Origin of the sequence: Ensifer adhaerens, assembly GCF_000697965.2 — a bacterium.
GTDB lineage: Bacteria > Pseudomonadota > Alphaproteobacteria > Rhizobiales > Rhizobiaceae > Ensifer > Ensifer adhaerens.
In genome coordinates, this window is record NZ_CP015880.1 from 1353156 (window position 1) to 1372923 (window position 19768).

A 19768-nucleotide genomic window follows, 5' to 3' on the forward strand; every position below is an offset into this window, starting at 1 on the left:
AATGCAAGAGCATGGTTTCAGATCCGCAGGACGCTCCCGTCATGACCACGCGACGGACAGCGGGCGTCTCCTTCGCGGCGAGCCTGACCTTCGAAGATATTCACCACAGCTATCACGCCAAGGAAACGATCAAGGGCGTCAGCCTCGCGGCAAAGGCCGGGGAGGTCCTTTGCCTGCTCGGGCCTTCGGGATCCGGCAAGACGACCCTGCTGCGTATCGCCGCGGGTATCGAGAGGCAGAGCGCTGGGCGTCTGATGCTCAATGGCCAGGAAATCTCCGGCCCCTCTGTCTTCCTGCCGCCGGAAAAGCGTGGCGTCGGGCTGATGTTTCAGGACTTTGCGCTTTTCCCGCACATGACGATCCGCGACAACGTCCGTTTCGGTCTGACGGCGATCCCCAAGAAGGAAGGTCTGATCCAGGCGGATGCGGCGCTCGAGCGTGTCGGCCTGTCGCACTATGCCGATCTGTATCCGCACGTGCTTTCCGGCGGCGAGCAGCAGCGCGTAGCGCTTGCCCGCGCGCTCGCGCCGCGCCCGGCGGTGCTGCTCATGGACGAACCATTTTCCGGCCTCGACTCGCGCCTGAAGGATTCGATCCGTGCCGATACGCTGGCGATCCTCAGGGAAACGCGGGCAACGGCTATCGTCGTCACGCATGACGCCGAAGAGGCGATGCGCATGGCGGATCGCATCGCGCTCCTGAAGGACGGGCGCCTCGTTCAGGTCGGAACGGCCGACGAACTCTACCGCGAGCCGAGGGACCTTTTTGCCGCCGGCTTCTTCTCGGAGATCAACGTCTTCGATGCGCAGGTTCGTGGCGGCCGCGTCGAAACGCCGGTCGGAAGCGTTGCAGCCGGCCCCCATCCGGAAGGCAAGCGCCTCTCGGTGGCCGTCAGGTTGTCTGGAGTGCGCGTCGGCGAAGAGGATGGCGACATTCCCGCCCGCATTCTCTCCCGTCGCTTCATCGGCGTGGTCGAGCTTCTGGAGCTCGCCGTGCCGCGTTGTGAGGAGGTGGTTCGGGCGCGCATCAGGGCGGACCGATTGCCGCATGGATTGCGTGATGTAATGCTTTCAGTTAACGAGCGGGATATATTACTGTTTGAAAAAAGCAGTTCGGCATCTTAGGTTCTGTCACAACGAGACGCGTGCTTGAGGCACGCCTGAAAATTGACATGTGATAGAGCCTAAATCGGGGAAGGCTCAGAGGAGTAAGAGCATGGGTTCGTTAAGCATTTGGCACTGGCTGATCGTTCTGGTCGTGGTGCTGCTCTTGTTCGGTCGCGGTAAGATCCCCGAACTGATGGGTGACGTTGCTAAGGGCATCAAGAGTTTCAAGAAGGGCATGTCCGACGATGAGGCGGCTGCTACCGACAAGACGCTCGACAGCAAGACCGTTGACCACAAGTCTGACGAAGTTCGCTAACAGTCTGGTGTCGGTGAAGCCTGTCCGGTGTCCATACCGGGCTGGCGGCATCAAGGGTTTGCAGGACATATCGCATGCTTGATATCGGCTGGACCGAGCTCGTCGTCATCGCAATCGTTCTGATCGTGGTTGTCGGGCCGAAAGACCTTCCGCCAATGTTGCGGGCTTTCGGCCGCATGACCTCGAAGATGCGCGGCATGGCATCGGAATTCCGTCAGCAGTTCGATGAAGCGCTGCGCGAAGCGGACCTTGACGAGGTTCGAAAGACCATCAGCGACGCGCAAAGTCTCAATCCGGCTAATGCGTTGCGCGATGCAATCAATCCGCTGCGCCAGATGGGCAACGATATCAAGGCGGACCTGCAGAAGGCGGCTACACCCGACCAGCCTGCGACACCGAACACCGTCGACACGGTTTCCGCCGTCGAACCGGCGGTTGCGCCGGCCGCGGTCGAAGCCAAGCCCGCAGATGCGGTTGCCGCTGCGGCAATCGGTTCGGCCAATCGCCAGATCGAGCGCGCAGAGGTCGCATCCGTACCGGCAGAAAAGCCGAAGCGTGCGACCAGGACGAAGGCCGATGCGACGCCGGCTGTAAAGAAGGCCGCGCCCAAGTCGACAACGGCAGCGCTCAAGACGGCAACAGCTGCATCCAAGTCGGCCACGGCAAAGTCTGCTGCCAAGGCGACCGCGAAGCCGGCCACTGAAAAGAAAAAAGTGACGCCGACGGTGGCGGAGCCTGCTGCCAAGACGTCAAAGCCGCGCACCAGCGCGCGCAAGAAAGGTGAAGCATGAGCGGCGATATCGAGGACCGGCCGCAGCCGCTGATCGAGCATCTGATCGAATTGCGCAGGCGCCTGATGTGGGCCATCGGCGCGTTCTTCGCTGCGTTCCTCGTCTGCTTCTACTTCGCCAAGGGCCTGTTCAACCTTCTGGTGCTGCCGTTCAAATGGGCCGTGAGCTGGGCGGGCCTCAACCATCGCAATGTCGAGCTCATCTACACGGCGCCGCAGGAGTTCTTCTTCACCCAGATTAAGGTGGCAATGTTCGGTGCGCTGGTCATCGCCTTTCCTGTAATCGCGGCACAGATCTACAAGTTCGTTGCACCGGGGCTCTATAAGAACGAGCGCGCGGCGTTTCTACCGTTCCTGGTCGCGTCACCGCTCCTGTTTCTGCTCGGCGGCGCGCTTGTCTATTTCTTCTTCACCCCGATGGTGATGTGGTTCTTCCTGGCCATGGAGCAGGGCGGTGGCGAAGGGCAGGTGGCCATTCAGCTCCTGCCGAAGGTCTCGGAGTATCTCAGCCTGATCATGTCGCTGGTCTTCGCCTTCGGCCTTGTCTTCCAGCTCCCGGTCATCACCACGCTTCTTGCCCGCGTCGGCTTCGTGAGCTCGCAGGGTCTTGCCGAGAAGCGCAAATACGCGATCGTAATCGCCTTCGTTGTCGCGGCCGTGCTCACGCCGCCGGACCCGATTTCCCAGATCGGCCTTGCGCTGCCAGCCATCCTTCTCTACGAAATTTCGATCTATACGGCGCGACTCGTCGAAAGGCAGCGGGCAGCGGACGCGCTCAAGAGCGAGGCTGCCGAGTCGCAGGAAGGATCTTCCGGAGAGGTCGGCCCCGCCAAGGGCTGAGCATTCGAGATTTCGCGCCGTGATCTGACCAACGCGTGGAACGAAAATGCTTGATATCAAATGGATCCGTGAGAATGCCGAGATGCTGGACGCCGCCCTGGCGAAGCGGGGCGCGGAGCCTTTGTCGGCATCTCTGATCGCGCTCGACGAACGCCGCCGTACGAACCTTCAGGCGCTGCAGGACATGCAGTCGCGCCGCAATGCGGCCTCGAAGGATATCGGCGCGGCCATGGCGCAGAAGAATGCCGAGCTCGCCGACAAGCTGAAGGCCGAGGTTGCCGACCTGAAGAACGCCATGCCGGCGCTCGAAGAGGACAGCCGCAGAATCGAGGCCGAGCTCAACGACGCCCTCTCGCGCATTCCGAACATCCCGCTGGACGATGTACCCGTCGGTGCCGACGAGACCGGCAACGTCGTCAAGAGCGTGGTTGGCAAGAAGCCCACCTGGAACCACCAGCCGCGCGAGCACTTTGAAATCGGCGAAGCGCTCGGGCTGATGGATTTCGAGGGTGCGGCCCGCATTTCCGGTTCGCGCTTCACGATCCTGAAGGGCCAATTGGCGCGGCTCGAGCGCGCGCTCGGCCAGTTCATGCTCGACCTGCACACCCAGGAACATGGTTACACCGAAGTGCAACCGCCGCTTCTGGTGCGCGACGATGCGATGTATGGCACCGGCCAGCTGCCGAAATTTGCCGAAGACCTCTTCCGCACCACGGATGGCCGTTGGCTGATTCCGACGGCGGAAGTGCCGCTGACCAACATCGTCCGGGAGCAGATCCTGGAAGGCGAAAAGCTGCCGCTGCGTTTCACCGCGCTGACGCCATCCTTCCGCTCGGAAGCAGGTTCGGCCGGTCGCGATACCCGCGGCATGCTGCGCCAGCACCAGTTCAACAAGGTGGAACTGGTCTCGATCACCGATGCCGAAACGTCCGTTGCCGAACACGAGCGCATGACCGCCTGCGCAGAGGAGGTGCTGAAGCGCCTCGGCCTGCACTACCGCGTCATGACCCTTTGCACCGGCGACATGGGCTTTGGCGCCCGCAAGACCTACGACCTCGAGGTCTGGCTGCCGGGTCAGGATACGTTCCGCGAGATTTCGTCCTGCTCGGTCTGCGGCGATTTCCAGGCGCGCCGCATGAACGCCCGCTACCGCACCAAAGAAGACAAGGGAACCCGCTTCGTTCACACGCTGAACGGTTCGGGCGTTGCCGTCGGCCGCGCGCTCATCGCCGTCATCGAGAACTATCTGAATGACGATGGTTCGATATCGGTGCCGGACGTGCTGGTCCCCTACATGGGCGGCCAGACGCGCATCGAAAAGGTAGCCTGAGCGAACGTCGAGGGGAGTGCGGCATCATGCGGATCCTGCTGACAAACGATGACGGCATTCACGCCGAGGGCCTGTCGGTACTTGAACGCGTCGCCCGGACGATTTCGGACGATGTGTGGGTCGTTGCGCCCGAAGCGGACCAGAGCGGCCTTGCCCATTCGCTGACCCTGTCGGAGCCATTGCGGCTGCGACAGATCGCGGAAAAGCGCTTCGCACTTCGCGGCACGCCGACCGATTGCGTCATCATGGCCGTCCGCAAGGTGCTCGATCGCAAGCCCGATCTCGTGCTGTCCGGCGTCAACATCGGCGCCAACATGGCCGACGACGTGACCTATTCCGGTACCGTCGCCGGCGCCATCGAAGGAACGTTGCAGGGCATCCGCTCGATCGCGCTGAGCCAGGCCTACAATCACGCCGTCGGAAAGACCGTTCCGTGGGATGTCGTCGAAACGCACGCGCCGGCCTTGGTCCGCAAGCTGATGAAGGTGGATCTGCCTGACGGCACGCTGCTCAACGTCAACTTCCCCAATTGCTCGGCGGACGCTATTGCCGGTACGGAGGTGACGTCGCAAGGCAAGCTCGACTTCGGCCTGTCGATCGACGAGCGAACCGATGGCCGCGGCTTTCCCTATTTCTGGCTGCGTTTCGGCGAACGCTTCGGCGATTTCCGCGCCGGAACCGACATTCACGCCCTGCGTGAAAACATGATCTCGGTCACGCCGCTCAAACTCGACCTTACCGACTACAGTGTCCAGGATCGCCTGGCGCGGGCGCTCAACGAGGGAGCCGTTGCTTGAGTGCGCGGGTGACCGAACAGGAAGGCTTTGCCAAGATGGTGCTGCGTCTGCGCGCCGAAGGCATCACCAACCATGATCTGTTGAAGGCGGTTGAGCAGACGCCGCGAAGCCATTTCGCGCCGCCGCAGTACCAGGCCGAAGCCCATTCGCAGCGGACGATCCCGCTCGATTGCGGTTCGTTCATGGAGGGATACGACTTTGCGGTCCGTCTGCTGCACAGTCTCAATCTGAAATCCGGCCAGCGTGTTCTCGAAGTCGGCACCGGCAGCGGCTTCACCGCCGCGGTCATGGGACGCGTTGCCGAGCGGGTGCTGACGATCGACCGCTATCAGACGCTCGTCGGCATGGCCCAGAAGAACCTCGAAAAAACAGGTGTTCGCAATGTCATCGTCCGGCATGCCGACGGCAGTGCCGGCGTGCCGGGTGAGGGCACCTTCGACCGGATCCTGATCACCGCCGCCTTCAACAGTCTGCCGCGCATGTTTTCGGATCACCTCGTTTCGGGCGGCACCCTGCTGGTTCCGATCATGATGAGCGAGACCCATTGCCGGGTCGTGCGCGTCAGCCGCACGGGCAGCCGCTTCGATCGCGAGGATCTGTTCGACGCGCCTTACCTTCCGATCGTGCAGCAGTTGGCGTCGTTTCTCTAAACGTTGAATTCTCGTCCGCGCGGGTTTGAATTCCCGTTCGCGCGGGTGAGCAGCGCCGGTCGCGCCTGCGTCGATTGTTAACGATCCCTTAACTTCCTCCAGCCTCGCGCAAGCTTCGGGCCATACGCCTGCCGTGCACGGACAGGGTTCCGCGTGCGAGTCGTCGCTTGCCTTGCGACGTCGGCGGACACCGGTCGCGAGGTACGGAGACGGCACATGCAGATCGCGAACAGGTTGACGGCGGCAGCATCCGGCGACGGGCTGAACAATCTTGCCGGGCGCAATGCCGGCCAGACGAATTCCGCGGGCAAGGATGAGCAGGCGGCGCAGGCGCTTGCCGCGACCTTCTTTGATCCGACGCCACGCATCTCGCTTTCGGCCGATGCCCTGCTTTATCTAGGCCAGACGAAGAAGGGATCCGACGGCCAGCCGGCGCTCACCCGCGAGGAATGGAACAACCGCCTGTCGCCGCAACTGGCCTCGCGCGAGTACCAGGCCTTCGGCAAGTTTCTCGATTCCGGCGATCACCAAGCCTATTACAAGAACTTCATCGACTACTACGACGGCCTTCGTCCGGAGGACCAGAACAGTTTGCGCTATTTCGGGACACGCGAGGCGGCGGTGGCCGGTCTGCGGTCGCTCGAATATGAAGAAGCAAGCGGTGCGGACGGAGACGCGGCGTTCCAGACTTTGGTGAGCGTCCTGCTCGACGAAGACAAGACGGCGCAGTCCGAAACCCTGGCGCAGCCGGCCGGTCGCCAGATTTTTGCCTGGGACCTGACGAGCATCAGCTACGAAGAGGACCAGACGGAGCGGCGATCCGTGTCCGAGATCGAGCGCCTCTATTCCGAACTGATCTAGCGCTAGGCTCCTCGTGCTCGGGCGGCAGCTGTGACGCTGCCTCTAGCATGCCCTTGACGGGCGACGGTCGACCTATGGTTAGCATTTGGTCAAATTAGTCCTTTGGTGGGGTCTGCCTTAACCACGCGGTAACTCTAATACGCTTTAATCAATCCACATCGAGTTGCGTTCGGAGTGGGTAAGCGTCATGCGTAAGTTTGTATCTCCCGGGGTTGGAAAGTCGACGATCCGCCTTTGCGTGGCGGTCCTGCTGGCAGGCGTCGCAACAGGCTGCAGTTCGGATGCAAGCCGGTTTGACGGCCTGTTCTCCCGGTCCGACAACATCACCACAAATTCCATCCCCCGAGACGCAACGCCGGTCCCGCGCGGCGATGTGTCCGTCGGTCAGATGGCGGCAGCGCCGGTTGATAACCGTGGTTCAGTCCTCGGTCAGCCCTATCCGGCGGCAGCTGGGCAGGGTGCCTACGATCCGGTAAACACGGCCTCCACGCCCGTATCCAACGCCCGCGTCGCCTCGACCCCGATCTCCGTTCAGCGCACCACTCTGGCTGACCCGAGCGCTGCTGGAAACCAGCGCGCTGAAGCCCAGCCGTTCCCGGCAGCACGCCAGCAGGCCGCACTCGCCACGCAGCAGACGCTTCCCGCAACGGTCAAGGAAACCGCAAGCAAGAGCGGCTGGACGACGCAGAACGCTCCGACGATCATGGTTCGCCCGGGTGACAATGTCGCCGTTCTCTCCAAGCGTTTTGGTGTCCCGGAAAAGGAAATCCTGAAGGCCAACGGTCTGCAGTCCGCGGCGCAGGTCGAGACCGGTCAGCGTCTCGTCATCCCGACCTTCGGCGTCGCAGGTAGCGCTGCCAAGGCGGCAGCCACGAACTCGATCGCCGATCTCGATGGCAACAGCCGCCAGCCGTCGCCGCTGCCGGTCAACCAGCGCGACGTTGCGATCCTGCCGGGTTCGGCCCAGTCCCGCGAAAAGGGTGAAGGCAAGTCTGACGTCGTTGCAGGCAAGCCGGCAACGAACGGCGAGGGCGCCGGCGGTGGATCCTACACCGTCAAGCCGGGCGACTCGCTCAACCGAATCGCCAAGACGACGGGCGTATCCGTTGCCGCCCTCAAGCAGGCAAACGGCCTGACGGCCGAATCGATCCGCGTCGGCCAGACGCTGCAGCTGCCGGGCGCAAATGGTGCCGCTCCGGATCAGCTCAAGACGGCCTCGGTTCCCAAGAAGGCCGAGCAGCCGCAGGTTGCCTCGCTCGACAAGAACAAGCCGGCTGAATACCAGGCGCCGGTTGCTAAGCAGAGCGTCAGCGAAGTCGCCAGCAAGACGACGGATATCGACGACGATTCTCCGAAGTCGACCGGCATCAGCAAGTACCGCTGGCCTGTGCGCGGCGCAGTCGTCGCCGGCTACGGCGCCAATGTCGACGGCAACCGCAACGACGGTATCAACATCTCGGTGCCCGAGGGCACGCCGATCAAGGCGGCTGAAAACGGTGTCGTTATTTATTCGGGCAGCAGCCTGAAGGAACTCGGCAACGCCGTCCTGGTGCGCCACGACGACGGCACGGTCACGGTTTATGGTAACGCTTCCGAACTCAAGGTTCAGCGCGGCCAGAAGGTTCAGCGCGGCCAGACGCTCGCTGCTTCGGGCATGACCGGCCGGGCAAGCCAGCCGCAGGTTCACTTCGAGGTGCGCAAGAACGCCACCGCGGTAAACCCGGCGACCTTCCTCGAATAGTCTCGATCGGTCGCAAAGCCGATCCGGATCCGGTGTTTGCACCGCTTGCCCTCTCGGGCAGGCGGTGCTTTCTATTTCAGGATGTCGGTAAGGCGTGCGGTTCGCGACGCGCCCGGTTACCCGTCGAGCCTGTGGCGCAGGCGGCCGGCGAGATCCTGGATGAACTGCCAGGCGACGCGGCCGGACCTTGCGCCACGGGTCGTTGCCCATTCCAGCGCTTCGGCGTGCAAGGTGTCGCGATCGAGCTTGAAGCCATAGTGCGCGGCATAGCCGTCGATCATCGCCAGATAGTCGTCCTGGCTGCACTTGTGGAAGCCGAGCCACAGGCCGAAACGGTCGGACAGCGAAACCTTCTCCTCGACCGCTTCCGACGGGTTGATCGCGGTCGACTGCTCGTTCTCCATCATATGCCGCGGCAGCAGGTGGCGCCGGTTCGAGGTGGCGTAAAGGAGCACGTTGGAAGGACGTCCCTCGACGCCGCCGTCGAGCACGGCCTTCAGCGACTTGTAGGACGTATCGTCGTGATCGAAGGACAGGTCATCGCAGAAGACGATAACCGGGACCGGTGCCGACTTCAGAATGTCCATCAGCGCCGGAAGTGTGGCAATATCTTCGCGATGCACCTCGACCAGCTTGACCGCAACACCGGTGTCGCGCGCAACCTGCGCATGAACCGATTTTACCAGCGAGGATTTGCCCATGCCGCGTGCGCCCCAGAGAAGCACGTTATTGGCCGTGTAGCCCTCGGCAAAACGCAGCGTGTTGTCGAGCAGGATGTCACGGACATGGTCGACCCCGGTGATCAGGGACAGTTCGATGCGGTTCGGCTTGGCGACCGGCTGCAGATGGTGTGTCGCCGGGGCCCAGACGAAGCACTCGGCAGCGGTCCAGTCGTTGGCTGCAGCGGCGGGTCCGGCCATGCGCTCGATCGCCGCGGAAAGCTTCTGCATTTCCCTGATGAGAACGTCGATCTTGGCTTCCGGCATATGTCTCTCTCCACTCGCTGAATCAGGTGTTTGGCCGTGCCGTCATGATTCGAGGCGGCGTGGCCCTGGTGTTTACCGTAACCGCGTCGCGGCCAGGTCCCACCAGAAACCCGGTAGCACGCAGGTTTACGCTGGAAAAGGTCACCGAGGCCCGCGCGAGGGGTTCTCCTCTTGTGTAAATTGTGTCAGAGGCACAGGAACGGGTACGGGTGCCCGCGGCTTTGCAGAGCGGCGGGGCGTCCCTATATTCCGGCCGATTTGGCGCGGAGGAACCGCCGATATTTGAACTCAAGGAGTGATCGATGTTCATTACCGAAGCTTTTGCGCAGACTGCCGGCGCCCCTTCCGCCGGCGGCGCGGACATTCTCATGTCCATCCTGCCGTTCCTGCTGATTTTCGTCGTTATGTATTTCCTGATCATCCGTCCGCAGCGCGCTCAGATGAAGCGCCGCGAGGAACTCCTGAAGAACATCCGTCGCGGTGACCAGGTCGTGACCGGTGGCGGCATCGTCGGCAAGGTCACCAAGGTCGTTGACGACAGCGAACTCGAAGTCGAAATCGCCGATGGCGTGAAGATCCGCGTCGTCCGCAGCGGCGTGTCGGAAGTTCGCGTCAAGGGCGAGCCTGTCAAGGAATAAGGCAGGAACAGCCACCACCAGCCGAGCAACTGGAGCGTTTGAGGCATGCGCAGATTACCGCCGTTGAAACGTATCCTCGTCTGGTTGGTGGCACTTGCCGGCATCGCCTTTGCGCTGCCGAACGTTCTAAGCCGGGAAGAGGCAGCCGAACTTCCGTCTTGGCTGCCCCATCGCCAGGTGGCGCTCGGGCTCGATCTCCAGGGTGGCTCCCATTTCATGCTGCGGGCGGCGCGCAGCGACATCGTCGCTGAACGGCTCGAGACGATCGCCAACGAGGTCGGCAAATCGCTGCGCGATGCCGACATCGCCTATATCGGCCTTTCCGGCGAAGGCCAGTCGATCGCCTTCCGCGTTCGCGACCGGTCGCAACTCTCTGCCGCTCGCGAGCGGCTGAGGCCGCTGACGGCGCCCGTCGATATCGGGGGGTTCGGCTCCGAGCCGATTTCCGAGGTCGTGTTCGACAGTGCAGAACCGGATGAACTGGTTCGCCTGCGCCTCACGGACGAAGGCATCGACTACCGGCTCTCGCTGGCCGTGGCGCAGTCCATCGACGTCGTGCGCCGCCGCGTCGCCGAAGTTGGCGCCATCGAGCCGCTGATCCAGCGCCGTGGCGATGACCGGCTGATCGTGCAGGTGCCTGGCCTCGGCGATCCGCAGCGGTTGAAGGATCTGCTCAGCCAAAGGGCCAACCTGGCCCTGCGGATGCTGGATACCTCCGTGCCCGTGCAACGCGCCGTGGAGGGCCAGCCTCCGTCCGGCACGGAAGTCCTATATTCCTTCGACGACCCGCCAGTGCCCTATCTCGTCGAAAAGGCACCGCTGCTTGCAGCGGCGAATTTTGTTGCAGCCCAGCCGGAACCTGATGCTTCCGGCGAAAGCGCGTCGGTCGCCATCAAGATCGATACCGCTTCGCAGCAGCGTGTTGCCGCCCTTGCGGCGCAGCAGCCGCCAAAGGATGCAGCGATCGTTCTCGATGGACAGGTCATCGCGACGCTCAAGCTGTCGGAGGCTGTCAACAGCGACACCTTGCGCATCTCCGCAGACCTGCCGACCGAAGGTGCGACCGACCTTGCCGCTCTCGTGCGCACAGGGCCGCTCGCGACGCCCCTGACCTTCGTCGAAGAGCGAACGGTCGGCCCCGGCGTCGGTGGCGACGCCATCGCAGACGGCCTGAAGGCGGGTCTGGTTGCGGCTGTCGCAGTCGCCGCATCGATGATCTTTTTCTACGGCGTCTTCGGCGTCTTTGCGGTCATTGCGCTCGCCCTGAACATTGTCCTGATTATCGCGGCGCTTTCCCTTTCGGGCGCGACGCTGACCCTTCCGGGCATTGCCGGCATCATTCTGACGATCGGCGTGGCCGTGGATTCGAACGTGCTGATCTACGAGCGCCTGCGTGAAGAGGTTCGCGGCGCCGAGCCGCTGCGGCGCACCATCAACAACGCCTTTTCGCGTGTCTTCAGCAGCATCTTCGATGCCAACCTGACGATGCTGATTGCGAGCGCCATCCTCTTTTATCTTGGCTCCGGATCGGTGCGCGGCTTTGCCGTTACGCTTGCGATCGGTAGCGTGACGACGCTCTTCACCGCTTACACGGTCACCCGCCTGATCGTGAAGCGCTGGCTGCGCCAATGGAAGTCGGAACGCTTGCCGAAGGGTATTCGGACCGGCCGCTTCAGCGACCTGGATATCCGCTTCATGCGGATCCGCAACCCGGTCTTCATCCTGATGGCGGCGCTGTCGCTCGCCTCCGTCCTGCTGCTTGCCGGCATCGGGCTCAATCTCGGCGTCGACTTCAAGGGCGGCTCGATCATCGAGCTGCATTCCAAAGGCGGACCGGTCGATGTCGCCGATCTTCGGGCGCGCCTCGACGAGCTGAATTTCGGCGAGGTCCAGGTGCAGCAGCTCGGCTCGGGCGAGGACGTTCTGGTGCGGGTACCGTCGCAGGAGGCGGGAGACAACGCCGAGCAGACGGCCGCCGGCGTCATCCGGTCGGAACTTTCGGACGAGTATGATTTCCGCCGCGTCGAGGTGGTCGGCCCCGTCGTATCCGGCGAACTCACACGCGCCGGCACTATCGGGCTTGCTGTTTCGTTCCTGGCTATCCTGCTCTATGTGTGGCTGCGCTTCGAGTGGCGCTTCGCCGTCGGCGCGATCATTGCCACGACGCACGACGTCCTGCTGACGATCGGTTTCCTCGTGCTGACCGGCATCGAGTTCAATCTCGGCAGCATTGCCGCGGTTCTGACGATCGTCGGCTACTCGCTGAACGACACGGTCGTCATCTACGATCGCATCCGCGAAAACCTTGCACGCTACAAGCGCATGCCGTTGTCGGTGCTGATCGATACGTCGATCAACCAGACACTGTCGCGCACCATCCTGACAGCGCTGACGACCGTTCTGGCACTGACAGCGCTTTATCTCTTCGGTGGCGGCCTTATCCGCGCCTTCAGTGTTACAATGCTGTTTGGCGTTATCGTCGGAACGATCTCGTCCATTTACATCGCCGGGCCGATCCTCATCCTCTTCAGAAAGCGCACCGACCACATTCCGGGGGACGAGAACGCCTCCGGCGCGGATACGGGTGCGGCGGGCGCGGCAAAGGGTGCTGTTTGAAATGCCAAAGGGAATTGAAATTCGCGAAGCCCATTTTCCGGGACGTGCGCCCATCGATGCCTACGGCAATGGTGGCTTTCGCTTCGCAGACATGTCGCATCGTGGCTCGATCCTGATGCTGCCCTCGGGCGTCTATGCATGGGACGTCGCGGAGGGCGATGCGCTGACGGTCGAGAAGTTCTACAAGGTCGTTGATGAGGCGAAGGACATTGAGGTGCTGCTGGTCGGCACCGGCAAGGACATTCGCCCGCTGCCGGCCGATGTGAAGACAGCTTTACGCGCCGCCAACATATCGTCGGATCCCATGAGCACCGGGGCCGCTGTCCGCACCTACAATGTGATGCTGGCCGAATCGCGCGCAGTCGCCGTCGCACTGATCGCGGTCTGATCGGGCTTGGGGAAGACGACGTGCACGACAATTCTGCCCAGATTCTGGCTGACCTGCGGGACACGGACCGCGACCGCTATCTCGCCTGCCTGCTTGCGCCTGCCGACAAGCAGCCCGCGCTTGCCGCACTCTATGCCTTCAGTGCGGAGATCGCCCGCATCCGCGATCTCGTGCACGAGCCGATCCCCGGTGAGATCCGCATGCAATGGTGGCGGGACCTCATCGGCAACGACGCGTCGACCGGAGAAGGGCATCCGCTCGCTGAAGCGCTCCTTGGCTGCATTCGCGCGCATCGGCTGCCGGTCTCCGTGTTCGAGAACATGATCGATGCCCGGATCTTCGATCTCTACGACGATCCGATGGAAGACCGTTCGGCGCTCGAGGGCTATGCCGGCGAGACCGCCTCGGCGCTGATCCAGCTCTCATCCCTGGTCCTTGATCCAGAGAATGCCGCGAAATCGGCCGAAGTCGCCGGTCACGGCGGTGTCGCGCAGACGGTCGCGGGCCTCCTCATGCTGTTGCCGCTGCATTTGCGCCGTGGCCAGGTCTACCTGCCGGCCGAACTGCTGCGCGCCACCGGTCTCGATCGCGAAACGCTGATCGCCGGCCAAGACAGCGCCGCGATCAGCCAGGCGATCCGGGCCTTCGCGGGCTTCGGGCGAGATCATCTCGCCAGGGCGCGTGCGCAGATGGAAGCGATCGCGCCGTCGAATTTCCCCGCCTTCATACCGCTTGCGCTTGTCGAGCCTATCCTCAACCGCGCGGAGGCTGCGGGCGCCGGGCTTCTGCAGAAGCCCATCCGCCCGGCCCAATGGCAACGGCAATGGTGGATGTGGCGTGCGGCACGGCGCCGCCGCTTCTGATACGTCAGAGGTTCGGTCTGCTCGGGGCTTTGGCGCGGACGCACACGCCGTGACGACAAATTGGCGCAAGCCTCGCAGCGTATAGAAGCGCTTTATCGGCGTCATGCCGAGCGAAGGGGAGCGCCCGCGGATGCTTTGGTTATTGCTCATCGCCGTCATCGTCTTGGTCGGCGCATTCTACATGTGGATGAACGCCCGCGCCGAGCGGGACTGGGACAATCCCGATGCCGGCTCTGCGATGGTGGAGTTCGGGCGTGCCTTTCCGGACGAGGCGATCCGGGCGCTGCACTCGACGGCGGACCGCACGGCGATCTTCCTGCGGCTGCATGACGGCAAGGCGGGCTTCATCCAGTCGCACGGCACCCACTATGTCTGCCACGTGATCCAGCCCGGAAAGGTTCGGGTCAATAGCTCCGAGACCGGCCGCGGCCTCATCGTGCATTTCCCCGATTTTGCTTATCTCGACAACGACTTCGAGTTTCAGAGCGCCGGCGAGGCGGCCGAGGTTTCGCTCTGGCTGCTCGGCAGCTTCAGTCCGAAATCGGAGTTCGAGCAGCCCGCCGCCGAGCCGCCGCATACGGCACAGGCGACCGAGTAGCTCTCACCGCGTTCTTCCATAAGAAAAGGCCCGCTTGCATCACTGCAGGCGGGCCTTTTGTCGTGGAACAAATGCGCGTCCGCCTGTCAGGCGGACTTGCCGAGCCAGGCGGCGCAATCAGCGAGCGCGCGCGACGCCGTCGCCTGCTTCTTGGCGACTGCCTTTTCCTTACCACGGAAGCGCTTGACGCCTTCCGGCTTGGTGATCGCGCCCGGATCGAGCGGCGGGAACAGGCCGAAATTGACGTTCATCGGCTGGAAAGAGCGCTTGCCCGGTTCATCGTCGGAAACGATGTGGCCGCCGGTGATGTGGTTGAGCAATGCGCCGAAGGCGGTGGTCGCCGGCGGGGTCGCCAAAGTCTCGCCCTTGCGTTCGGCAGCGGCGAAGCGGCCAGCGAGCAGGCCAATGCTGGCGCTTTCGACATAACCTTCGCAGCCGGTGATCTGTCCGGCAAAGCGCAGGCCCGGCCGCGACTTCAGCGTCAGCGTTCCGTCGAGCAGTGTCGGCGAGTTGATGTAGGTGTTGCGGTGCAGGCCGCCGAGACGGGCGAATTCGGCATTCTCGAGGCCGGGAATCATGCGGAAGACTTCGGCCTGAGCGCCATACTTCAGCTTCGTCTGGAAGCCGACCATGTTGTAGAGCGTGCCGAGCGCATTGTCCTGGCGCAGCTGTACGACGGCATAGGGCTTGACGGTGGGGTTATGGGCATTGGTGAGGCCCATCGGCTTCATAGGCCCGTGGCGCAGCGTCTCGCGGCCGCGTTCCGCCATCACCTCGATCGGCAGGCAGCCGTCGAAATAGGGCGTGCCTTCCCATTCCTTGAAGCCGGTCTTGTCGCCGGCGATCAACGCATCGACGAAGGCATTGTACTGCTCCTCGGTCATCGGGCAGTTGATATAGTCCTTACCGGTTCCGCCGGGGCCGACCTTGTCGTAGCGCGACTGAAACCAGCAGATGTCCATGTCGATCGTCTCGGTATAGACGATCGGCGCGATGGCGTCGAAGAAGGCGAGCGCATCGGCGCCCGTTTCCGCGCGGATCGCTTCGGCAAGACCGGGTGCGGTCAGCGGGCCGGTCGCGATGACGGCGAGATCCCAATCTTTCGGCGGCAGACCGGTGACTTCTTCGCGCACCACCGTGATCAGCGGATGAGCGGCGATCGCCGCGCTGACCGCGTCGGAGAAGCCGTCACGGTCGACCGCAAGCGCACCGCCCGCAGGCACCTGGTTGGCGTCGGCGGATTTCATGATCAGCGAGCCGGCAAGGCGCATTTCCGCATGCAGCACGCCAACCGCGTTGCTGGTCGCGTCATCCGAGCGGAAGGAATTGGAACAGACGAGTTCGGCAAGGCCGTCGGTCTTGTGCGCGTCAGTGCCGCGCACGCCGCGCATCTCATGCAGGATGACCGGTACGCCGGCTTCGGCGATCTGCCAGGCGGCTTCCGATCCGGCAAGGCCGCCGCCGATGACGTGGATGGGGGAGTGGGAAGAAGTGTCTTTGCTCATGGCCGGCTTCCTATCACGGCTCGGCCTTTCGTTCCAACGCCTATAAACGAAAACGGCGCCCTGAAGGCGCCGTCTTGGAAGTCCTGGTCGTTCGTTCCGATTAACGGAAGGAACGGGCCGCAATGTTGCGGATGTCGTAACGGGTGATGCCGATGTCATTGAGAGCGTGGTTCGACAGGTTGCCGAGCTCGCTGACGGTGCGGCGGTAGTTGATCCAGCTTTTTGCGATACGAATCGGGTTCATGGTCATTTCCTCAAAATCAGGTTGTCGCGACAGCCATCTGTCTGCGTCGTTGAGGTTCTTATACGCTTGTCTAATTAGAAGGTGGAGTGCAAAGAAAATGCAGCTGCTATGCATTTGTGCAGTGCATCGCCGCATAGATGGGCACCGCTTCAAAAGGCGGCATCGATTAATGATTGATTAAAATCTTAATTGCCCGTTGATAAGCGATTGTTTTCAAAGGGACTTACGAGCCGATGCTGAGCAAGGACGCAGCGTCTGTCGATGGACGCGGTTCGGCCGCATGGGCAGTCGCAGATGGCGAAGCATCCGGTGCCTCTCGCAAGTGCGAAGGCGTCACCTGGATCGTACTCGCTGCGACAAAAGAAAACGCCCCCCGGAATGAACCGGAGGGCGTCTTACTTGGAGGTCGGTTGCGCTTGACGCGCTGCCTGAATTACTTGATCGCCTGGCGAGCAACGTACGGGATGTCGCCACGGCCGATGCCGAGGTCAGACAGTTCGCGGTCGGTCATACGGCCGAGTTCGTTGCAGGTCTGACGATACTTGCGCCAATTGTTGAAAGAACGTGCGAGGTTCATGATCCTATCCTTTCTAGGGTCGTGTGCCAGCGCTCATCTCTCTTGCTGGCCGTCATCTGATGCTCTGAAATATAATCTTTTTGAGCAGAAGTTACAGAGACAATGCTGCATCGCACCCATGCAGGCCGTGCAAGCCTCTACGCGATGGCGTGTTCGCGGCTGGCGCCTAAAACGCGCGGCGCAATCGAGTTGTCGTGGCTGGCTGCCCGAAATGTGAGGGCCAAAAACAAACAACGCCCGCTGGGGGAGGAGATCCAGCGAGCGTCGCTTTGTTCCGATCGGCAACCGGGAGGAGGAGTGTCGCCGATCCAAATCGAGGGGCGCTGGGAGGAGGAGTGCGCCGCCCCGATCGATGAGTTGAAGATAGTACGCAGGCGGGTGGAAGGGTAGCGCTGTTCCAGAATGGCACCTATGCATCCAGTGCATGGCGCGGGGCGAGCGCAGCGAATTTATGCACGAATATTGTGCAGGTGCGCAGACGCAGGCTTCTTTGTGGAGAGGAGGCTGAAAAGAATAACGCCCGCTGGGGGAGGAGGTCCAGCGAGCGTCATTAGGGGTGATTGGCAACTGGGAGGAGGAGTGTTGCCAATCTGATCGGAAGAGCGCTGGGAGGAGGAGTGCGCTCGTCCGAATTCCGTCGGTTTTACCCGGGCCTTTCTCAGCAAACTGAGGCGGCTGGCCATTTCCGCTGGCGACCGTCTGGCTTCATGCCTTCGTTCGCCTTTGATGTTTTGAATATAGGACCTTTAAATCGATTTGTGCAGTGCAATATCTGCATGGAAGATATGCGCATTGCGCAAGCCGTTCGTTCGTCCTCATCGGTTTGGTGCGCAGTCGCGAGTGAGCGATTGTGTTTCCGCGCCGATACGTGATTAGTTGGGAGCTGAACCGGACCATTTCAAGCATCGGATTCTAGGCTGGGGGCAGGATGTACCGCGCGCGTCTCGAACGAGACTTCAAGCACTGGATGGATAAGGGGCTGCTGCAGGAGAATGCAGCACGCGCAATGCTGGCCGAATATGACGGTCGCGAGTCCACGTTCCGGGCAGGGCGCGTCCTGCTCATTCTCGCCGCACTCCTGTTGTCCGCCTCAATCCTGCTGCTTGTCGCCGCCAACTGGGAGGCGCTGCCACGCCTTGCGCGGGTGGCCGGCATCGTCGCTCTGGTCTGGGGCTTTCATTTCGCCGCTGCCTGGCTGACCCAGACCGGCCGCACGACGCTTGCCGCAGCGGCCCTCGTTCTGGGGGTGGCCGCCTTTGGGGGCGGCATCGCGCTGATCGGGCAGATGTATCACCTGTCGGGTGACGCGGCCGATGCCGCGTTGCTGTGGTTTGCCGGCGCCGTCCTCACTGCCCTGGCATTTCGCTCAGCAGCAATGACCGCAGTTGCGGGTGGGCTTGCCTGGTTCTATTTCGGAACGGTGCTGCAGGACAATGGGTTCGGCGCCACGCCGGACTGGCGCGTGTGGTCCGTTCCGGCGCTCGCGGTGATCGTCGTTCTGCTGGTGCGCTTCACGGCCGCCGACCGGGCCCGTCATCTCGCCTATCTGCTGGTCCTGTCGTGGCTGGCCTGGCTTTACCTCGACAACGCGTCGCTTGCCTTTGCAGGTGGCCTTGCGGCGTTCGGCCTCGTGGCCTTTCTGGCGGCGACGCTGCCAGGCTCTCCGCTTCGCGCCCTGGCGGTCGATGCCGGTTCGGCACCCGCTTTCTATTCCTTCGCGCTCGCCTTGCTCGGTTTTACCGCTCTTCAATTCGAAGCCGTCGGAGTGACAACGGAGGTCGCGACCGGGGCGGGCACGCTGCTGGTGGCCCTCCTTGGGATCGCGCTTGCCGGGGCGCAGAACGGCGCCGTGCGCTATCTCGGCTACGTCGCCTTTGCCGGTGAGCTTCTCTATCTCGCCTTCGAAACCCTCGGCTCCATGCTCGGCACCTCCGGTTTCTTCCTGATCTCCGGATTGGTGGTTGCCGGCATCGCCTGGCTCGTCATCCGCATCGAGGGGCACTTGGCGAATGCGCGCGGGACGGAGGCGCCACGATGACCACCGCAAAGACCCGTTGGTTGAACCCATTGCTGGCGGCCCTGCTGGTTGCGGGCGTACAGACGGCGGCACTTGGCTATATGATCGAGAGCAGGGCCTCGATCCTCAGAAGCGGCCGTGACGTGCTGTTGAAGACCGTGCCTGTCGATCCCCGCGATCTGCTTCGGGGCGACTACGTGATCTTGAGCTACGACATTTCAAGGCTCCAGCCGGAATTGTTCAAGGGCGATACACCGAAGCAGTCGGAAGAGGCTAAGGTCTACGTTCGGCTGGAAAGGCAGCTCGACGGCTTTTGGGCGGCGACCGAAGCGTCCTTCGCGCCGCTTAGCCCTGCCGGCGACAGCGTCGTCCTTCGCTCTCTGCCATTTACCTACTATCCCTCGTCTGCGCTCTCGTCCGTCAATGTAGAATACGGGATCGAGCGTTTCTATGTGCCGGAAGGCGAGGGGCGGACGCTGGAGGAGGCGCGCAACGCCGAGGCGCTCTCCGTCAATATCCGCGTGGACGCCAAGGGAAAGGCCCAGATCCGCGAGATCGCAGTCAATGGCAGCCCGGTCTACGAGGAGCCTCTCTATTGAGGCACGCCGTGCCAACCGGCTTGGTCGTGGAATTCCCGCATTTTCCCTTTGATCCCGCGAAAACGAGTGATATAGAGACGCCGCGCTCGGGAAAGCCCTGAACTTTCAGCATGCCCATTCTATCCGCGGTATTCCGCTGGTTGGTCTTGCGGGAATACGGTCAGGCGGTGCGATTGTCTGAACGCGGGTATGGTGAAATTGGTAGACACGCCAGATTTAGGTTCTGGTGCCGTAAGGCGTGGGAGTTCAAGTCTCTCTACCCGCACCAGATCAGCGATCGCGCCCAAAGTCCGGATTCTGCGAGGA

At 62.5% G+C, this 19768-nt stretch carries 20 protein-coding genes and 1 tRNA gene; 17 read left to right on the forward strand and 4 right to left on the reverse strand.

Translation table 11 applies throughout. The annotated features are described in order from the left end of the window. The first annotated feature begins 11 nt into the window (after positions 1-11). The 9 genes from FA04_RS06480 (at position 12) to FA04_RS06520 (ending at position 8431) form a co-directional block, all read left to right on the forward strand. Positions 12-1124 (forward strand): ABC transporter ATP-binding protein, encoded by a 1113-nt coding sequence (locus FA04_RS06480; RefSeq protein WP_034796644.1) that lies wholly within the window; start codon positions 12-14, stop codon positions 1122-1124. 91 nt (positions 1125-1215) lie between these two features. Continuing rightward, the gene (locus FA04_RS06485; RefSeq protein ID WP_034796642.1) at positions 1216-1422 is read left to right on the forward strand and encodes a twin-arginine translocase TatA/TatE family subunit; all 207 of its coding nucleotides are present in this window, start codon (positions 1216-1218) and stop codon (positions 1420-1422) included. A 74-nt stretch (positions 1423-1496) separates the two neighbouring features. Then, positions 1497-2213 carry a Sec-independent protein translocase protein TatB gene (gene tatB, locus FA04_RS06490; protein WP_034796640.1) on the forward strand — a complete coding sequence of 239 codons (717 nt, stop codon included), beginning with the start codon at positions 1497-1499 and terminating at the stop codon, positions 2211-2213. Next, positions 2210-3052 (forward strand): twin-arginine translocase subunit TatC, encoded by an 843-nt coding sequence (tatC, locus tag FA04_RS06495; RefSeq protein ID WP_034796629.1) that lies wholly within the window; start codon positions 2210-2212, stop codon positions 3050-3052. The genes tatB and tatC overlap by 4 nt, the downstream gene beginning before the upstream one ends. A 46-nt stretch (positions 3053-3098) precedes the next feature. Continuing rightward, positions 3099-4382, forward strand: a complete 1284-nt coding sequence (gene serS / locus FA04_RS06500; protein WP_034796627.1) for a serine--tRNA ligase — start codon at positions 3099-3101, stop codon at positions 4380-4382. Between the two features lie 26 nt (positions 4383-4408). Next, on the forward strand, positions 4409-5179 hold the full coding sequence (gene surE, locus FA04_RS06505) for a 5'/3'-nucleotidase SurE (RefSeq protein WP_034796625.1): 771 nt from the start codon (positions 4409-4411) through the stop codon (positions 5177-5179). Next, positions 5176-5829: a protein-L-isoaspartate(D-aspartate) O-methyltransferase gene (locus tag FA04_RS06510; RefSeq protein WP_034796623.1), complete on the forward strand. Its 654-nt coding sequence runs from the start codon at positions 5176-5178 to the stop codon at positions 5827-5829. The genes surE and FA04_RS06510 overlap by 4 nt, the downstream gene beginning before the upstream one ends. A gap of 216 nt (positions 5830-6045) precedes the next feature. Then, entirely contained in the window at positions 6046-6690 is a 645-nt protein-coding gene (locus FA04_RS06515) for a hypothetical protein (RefSeq protein WP_034796617.1), read from the forward strand. A gap of 187 nt (positions 6691-6877) precedes the next feature. Further along, positions 6878-8431 carry a LysM peptidoglycan-binding domain-containing M23 family metallopeptidase gene (locus tag FA04_RS06520; protein ID WP_034796615.1) on the forward strand — a complete coding sequence of 518 codons (1554 nt, stop codon included), beginning with the start codon at positions 6878-6880 and terminating at the stop codon, positions 8429-8431. A gap of 116 nt (positions 8432-8547) precedes the next feature. Here the strand turns inward: FA04_RS06520 and FA04_RS06525 are convergent, their stop codons facing one another. Further along, entirely contained in the window at positions 8548-9417 is an 870-nt protein-coding gene (locus FA04_RS06525; RefSeq protein ID WP_034796613.1) for an ATP-binding protein, read from the reverse strand. A 302-nt stretch (positions 9418-9719) separates the two neighbouring features. Between FA04_RS06525 and yajC the strand changes: the two genes are divergently transcribed. From yajC to FA04_RS06550, 5 genes are all read left to right on the forward strand, one after another. Next, a complete protein-coding gene (gene yajC, locus FA04_RS06530; protein WP_034796611.1) occupies positions 9720-10055 on the forward strand; it encodes a preprotein translocase subunit YajC in 336 nt (111 codons plus the stop codon). Between the two features lie 45 nt (positions 10056-10100). Beyond that, positions 10101-12671: a protein translocase subunit SecDF gene (secDF, locus tag FA04_RS06535; RefSeq protein ID WP_034796609.1), complete on the forward strand. Its 2571-nt coding sequence runs from the start codon at positions 10101-10103 to the stop codon at positions 12669-12671. 1 nt (position 12672) lies between these two features. Then, a complete protein-coding gene (locus FA04_RS06540; protein WP_034796607.1) occupies positions 12673-13059 on the forward strand; it encodes an Mth938-like domain-containing protein in 387 nt (128 codons plus the stop codon). 20 nt (positions 13060-13079) lie between these two features. Next, positions 13080-13922, forward strand: a complete 843-nt coding sequence (locus FA04_RS06545; RefSeq protein ID WP_034796605.1) for a phytoene/squalene synthase family protein — start codon at positions 13080-13082, stop codon at positions 13920-13922. Between the two features lie 130 nt (positions 13923-14052). Beyond that, positions 14053-14520 carry a hypothetical protein gene (locus FA04_RS06550; RefSeq protein ID WP_034796603.1) on the forward strand — a complete coding sequence of 156 codons (468 nt, stop codon included), beginning with the start codon at positions 14053-14055 and terminating at the stop codon, positions 14518-14520. Between the two features lie 86 nt (positions 14521-14606). On the opposite strand, the gene trmFO is transcribed toward FA04_RS06550, so the two are convergent. The 3 genes from trmFO to FA04_RS06565 form a co-directional block, all read right to left on the reverse strand. Further along, positions 14607-16025 carry a methylenetetrahydrofolate--tRNA-(uracil(54)-C(5))-methyltransferase (FADH(2)-oxidizing) TrmFO gene (gene trmFO, locus FA04_RS06555; RefSeq protein ID WP_034796601.1) on the reverse strand — a complete coding sequence of 473 codons (1419 nt, stop codon included), beginning with the start codon at positions 16023-16025 and terminating at the stop codon, positions 14607-14609. 100 nt (positions 16026-16125) lie between these two features. Continuing rightward, positions 16126-16269, reverse strand: a complete 144-nt coding sequence (locus FA04_RS36670) for a DUF1127 domain-containing protein (RefSeq protein ID WP_064816989.1) — start codon at positions 16267-16269, stop codon at positions 16126-16128. 433 nt (positions 16270-16702) lie between these two features. Next, positions 16703-16846, reverse strand: coding sequence for a DUF1127 domain-containing protein (locus tag FA04_RS06565; RefSeq protein ID WP_064816990.1), 144 nt, complete (start codon positions 16844-16846; stop codon positions 16703-16705). Positions 16847-17774: 928 nt separating this feature from the next. Here FA04_RS06565 and FA04_RS06575 point away from each other — a divergent pair. The 3 genes from FA04_RS06575 to FA04_RS06585 all read left to right on the forward strand — a co-directional run bounded on the left by FA04_RS06575 (position 17775) and on the right by FA04_RS06585 (position 19730). Beyond that, a complete protein-coding gene (locus FA04_RS06575; RefSeq protein WP_034796598.1) occupies positions 17775-18884 on the forward strand; it encodes a DUF2157 domain-containing protein in 1110 nt (369 codons plus the stop codon). Continuing rightward, positions 18881-19462, forward strand: a complete 582-nt coding sequence (locus FA04_RS06580) for a GDYXXLXY domain-containing protein (RefSeq protein WP_034796596.1) — start codon at positions 18881-18883, stop codon at positions 19460-19462. The genes FA04_RS06575 and FA04_RS06580 overlap by 4 nt, the downstream gene beginning before the upstream one ends. Positions 19463-19645: 183 nt before the next feature. Next, positions 19646-19730 (forward strand) — tRNA-Leu (locus FA04_RS06585). Positions 19731-19768: the final 38 nt, after the last annotated feature.

Coding starts and splice junctions, on each gene's coding strand:
- FA04_RS06480 (WP_034796644.1), top strand. CDS start 12: ATGGTTTCAGATCCGCAGGACGCTCCCGTCATGACCACGCGACGGACA.
- FA04_RS06485 (WP_034796642.1), top strand. CDS start 1,216: ATGGGTTCGTTAAGCATTTGGCACTGGCTGATCGTTCTGGTCGTGGTG.
- tatB (WP_034796640.1), top strand. CDS start 1,497: ATGCTTGATATCGGCTGGACCGAGCTCGTCGTCATCGCAATCGTTCTG.
- tatC (WP_034796629.1), top strand. CDS start 2,210: ATGAGCGGCGATATCGAGGACCGGCCGCAGCCGCTGATCGAGCATCTG.
- serS (WP_034796627.1), top strand. CDS start 3,099: ATGCTTGATATCAAATGGATCCGTGAGAATGCCGAGATGCTGGACGCC.
- surE (WP_034796625.1), top strand. CDS start 4,409: ATGCGGATCCTGCTGACAAACGATGACGGCATTCACGCCGAGGGCCTG.
- FA04_RS06515 (WP_034796617.1), top strand. CDS start 6,046: ATGCAGATCGCGAACAGGTTGACGGCGGCAGCATCCGGCGACGGGCTG.
- FA04_RS06520 (WP_034796615.1), top strand. CDS start 6,878: ATGCGTAAGTTTGTATCTCCCGGGGTTGGAAAGTCGACGATCCGCCTT.
- FA04_RS06525 (WP_034796613.1), bottom strand. CDS start 9,417: ATGCCGGAAGCCAAGATCGACGTTCTCATCAGGGAAATGCAGAAGCTT.
- yajC (WP_034796611.1), top strand. CDS start 9,720: ATGTTCATTACCGAAGCTTTTGCGCAGACTGCCGGCGCCCCTTCCGCC.
- secDF (WP_034796609.1), top strand. CDS start 10,101: ATGCGCAGATTACCGCCGTTGAAACGTATCCTCGTCTGGTTGGTGGCA.
- FA04_RS06540 (WP_034796607.1), top strand. CDS start 12,673: ATGCCAAAGGGAATTGAAATTCGCGAAGCCCATTTTCCGGGACGTGCG.
- FA04_RS06550 (WP_034796603.1), top strand. CDS start 14,053: ATGCTTTGGTTATTGCTCATCGCCGTCATCGTCTTGGTCGGCGCATTC.
- trmFO (WP_034796601.1), bottom strand. CDS start 16,025: ATGAGCAAAGACACTTCTTCCCACTCCCCCATCCACGTCATCGGCGGC.
- FA04_RS36670 (WP_064816989.1), bottom strand. CDS start 16,269: ATGAACCCGATTCGTATCGCAAAAAGCTGGATCAACTACCGCCGCACC.
- FA04_RS06565 (WP_064816990.1), bottom strand. CDS start 16,846: ATGAACCTCGCACGTTCTTTCAACAATTGGCGCAAGTATCGTCAGACC.
- FA04_RS06575 (WP_034796598.1), top strand. CDS start 17,775: ATGTACCGCGCGCGTCTCGAACGAGACTTCAAGCACTGGATGGATAAG.
- FA04_RS06580 (WP_034796596.1), top strand. CDS start 18,881: ATGACCACCGCAAAGACCCGTTGGTTGAACCCATTGCTGGCGGCCCTG.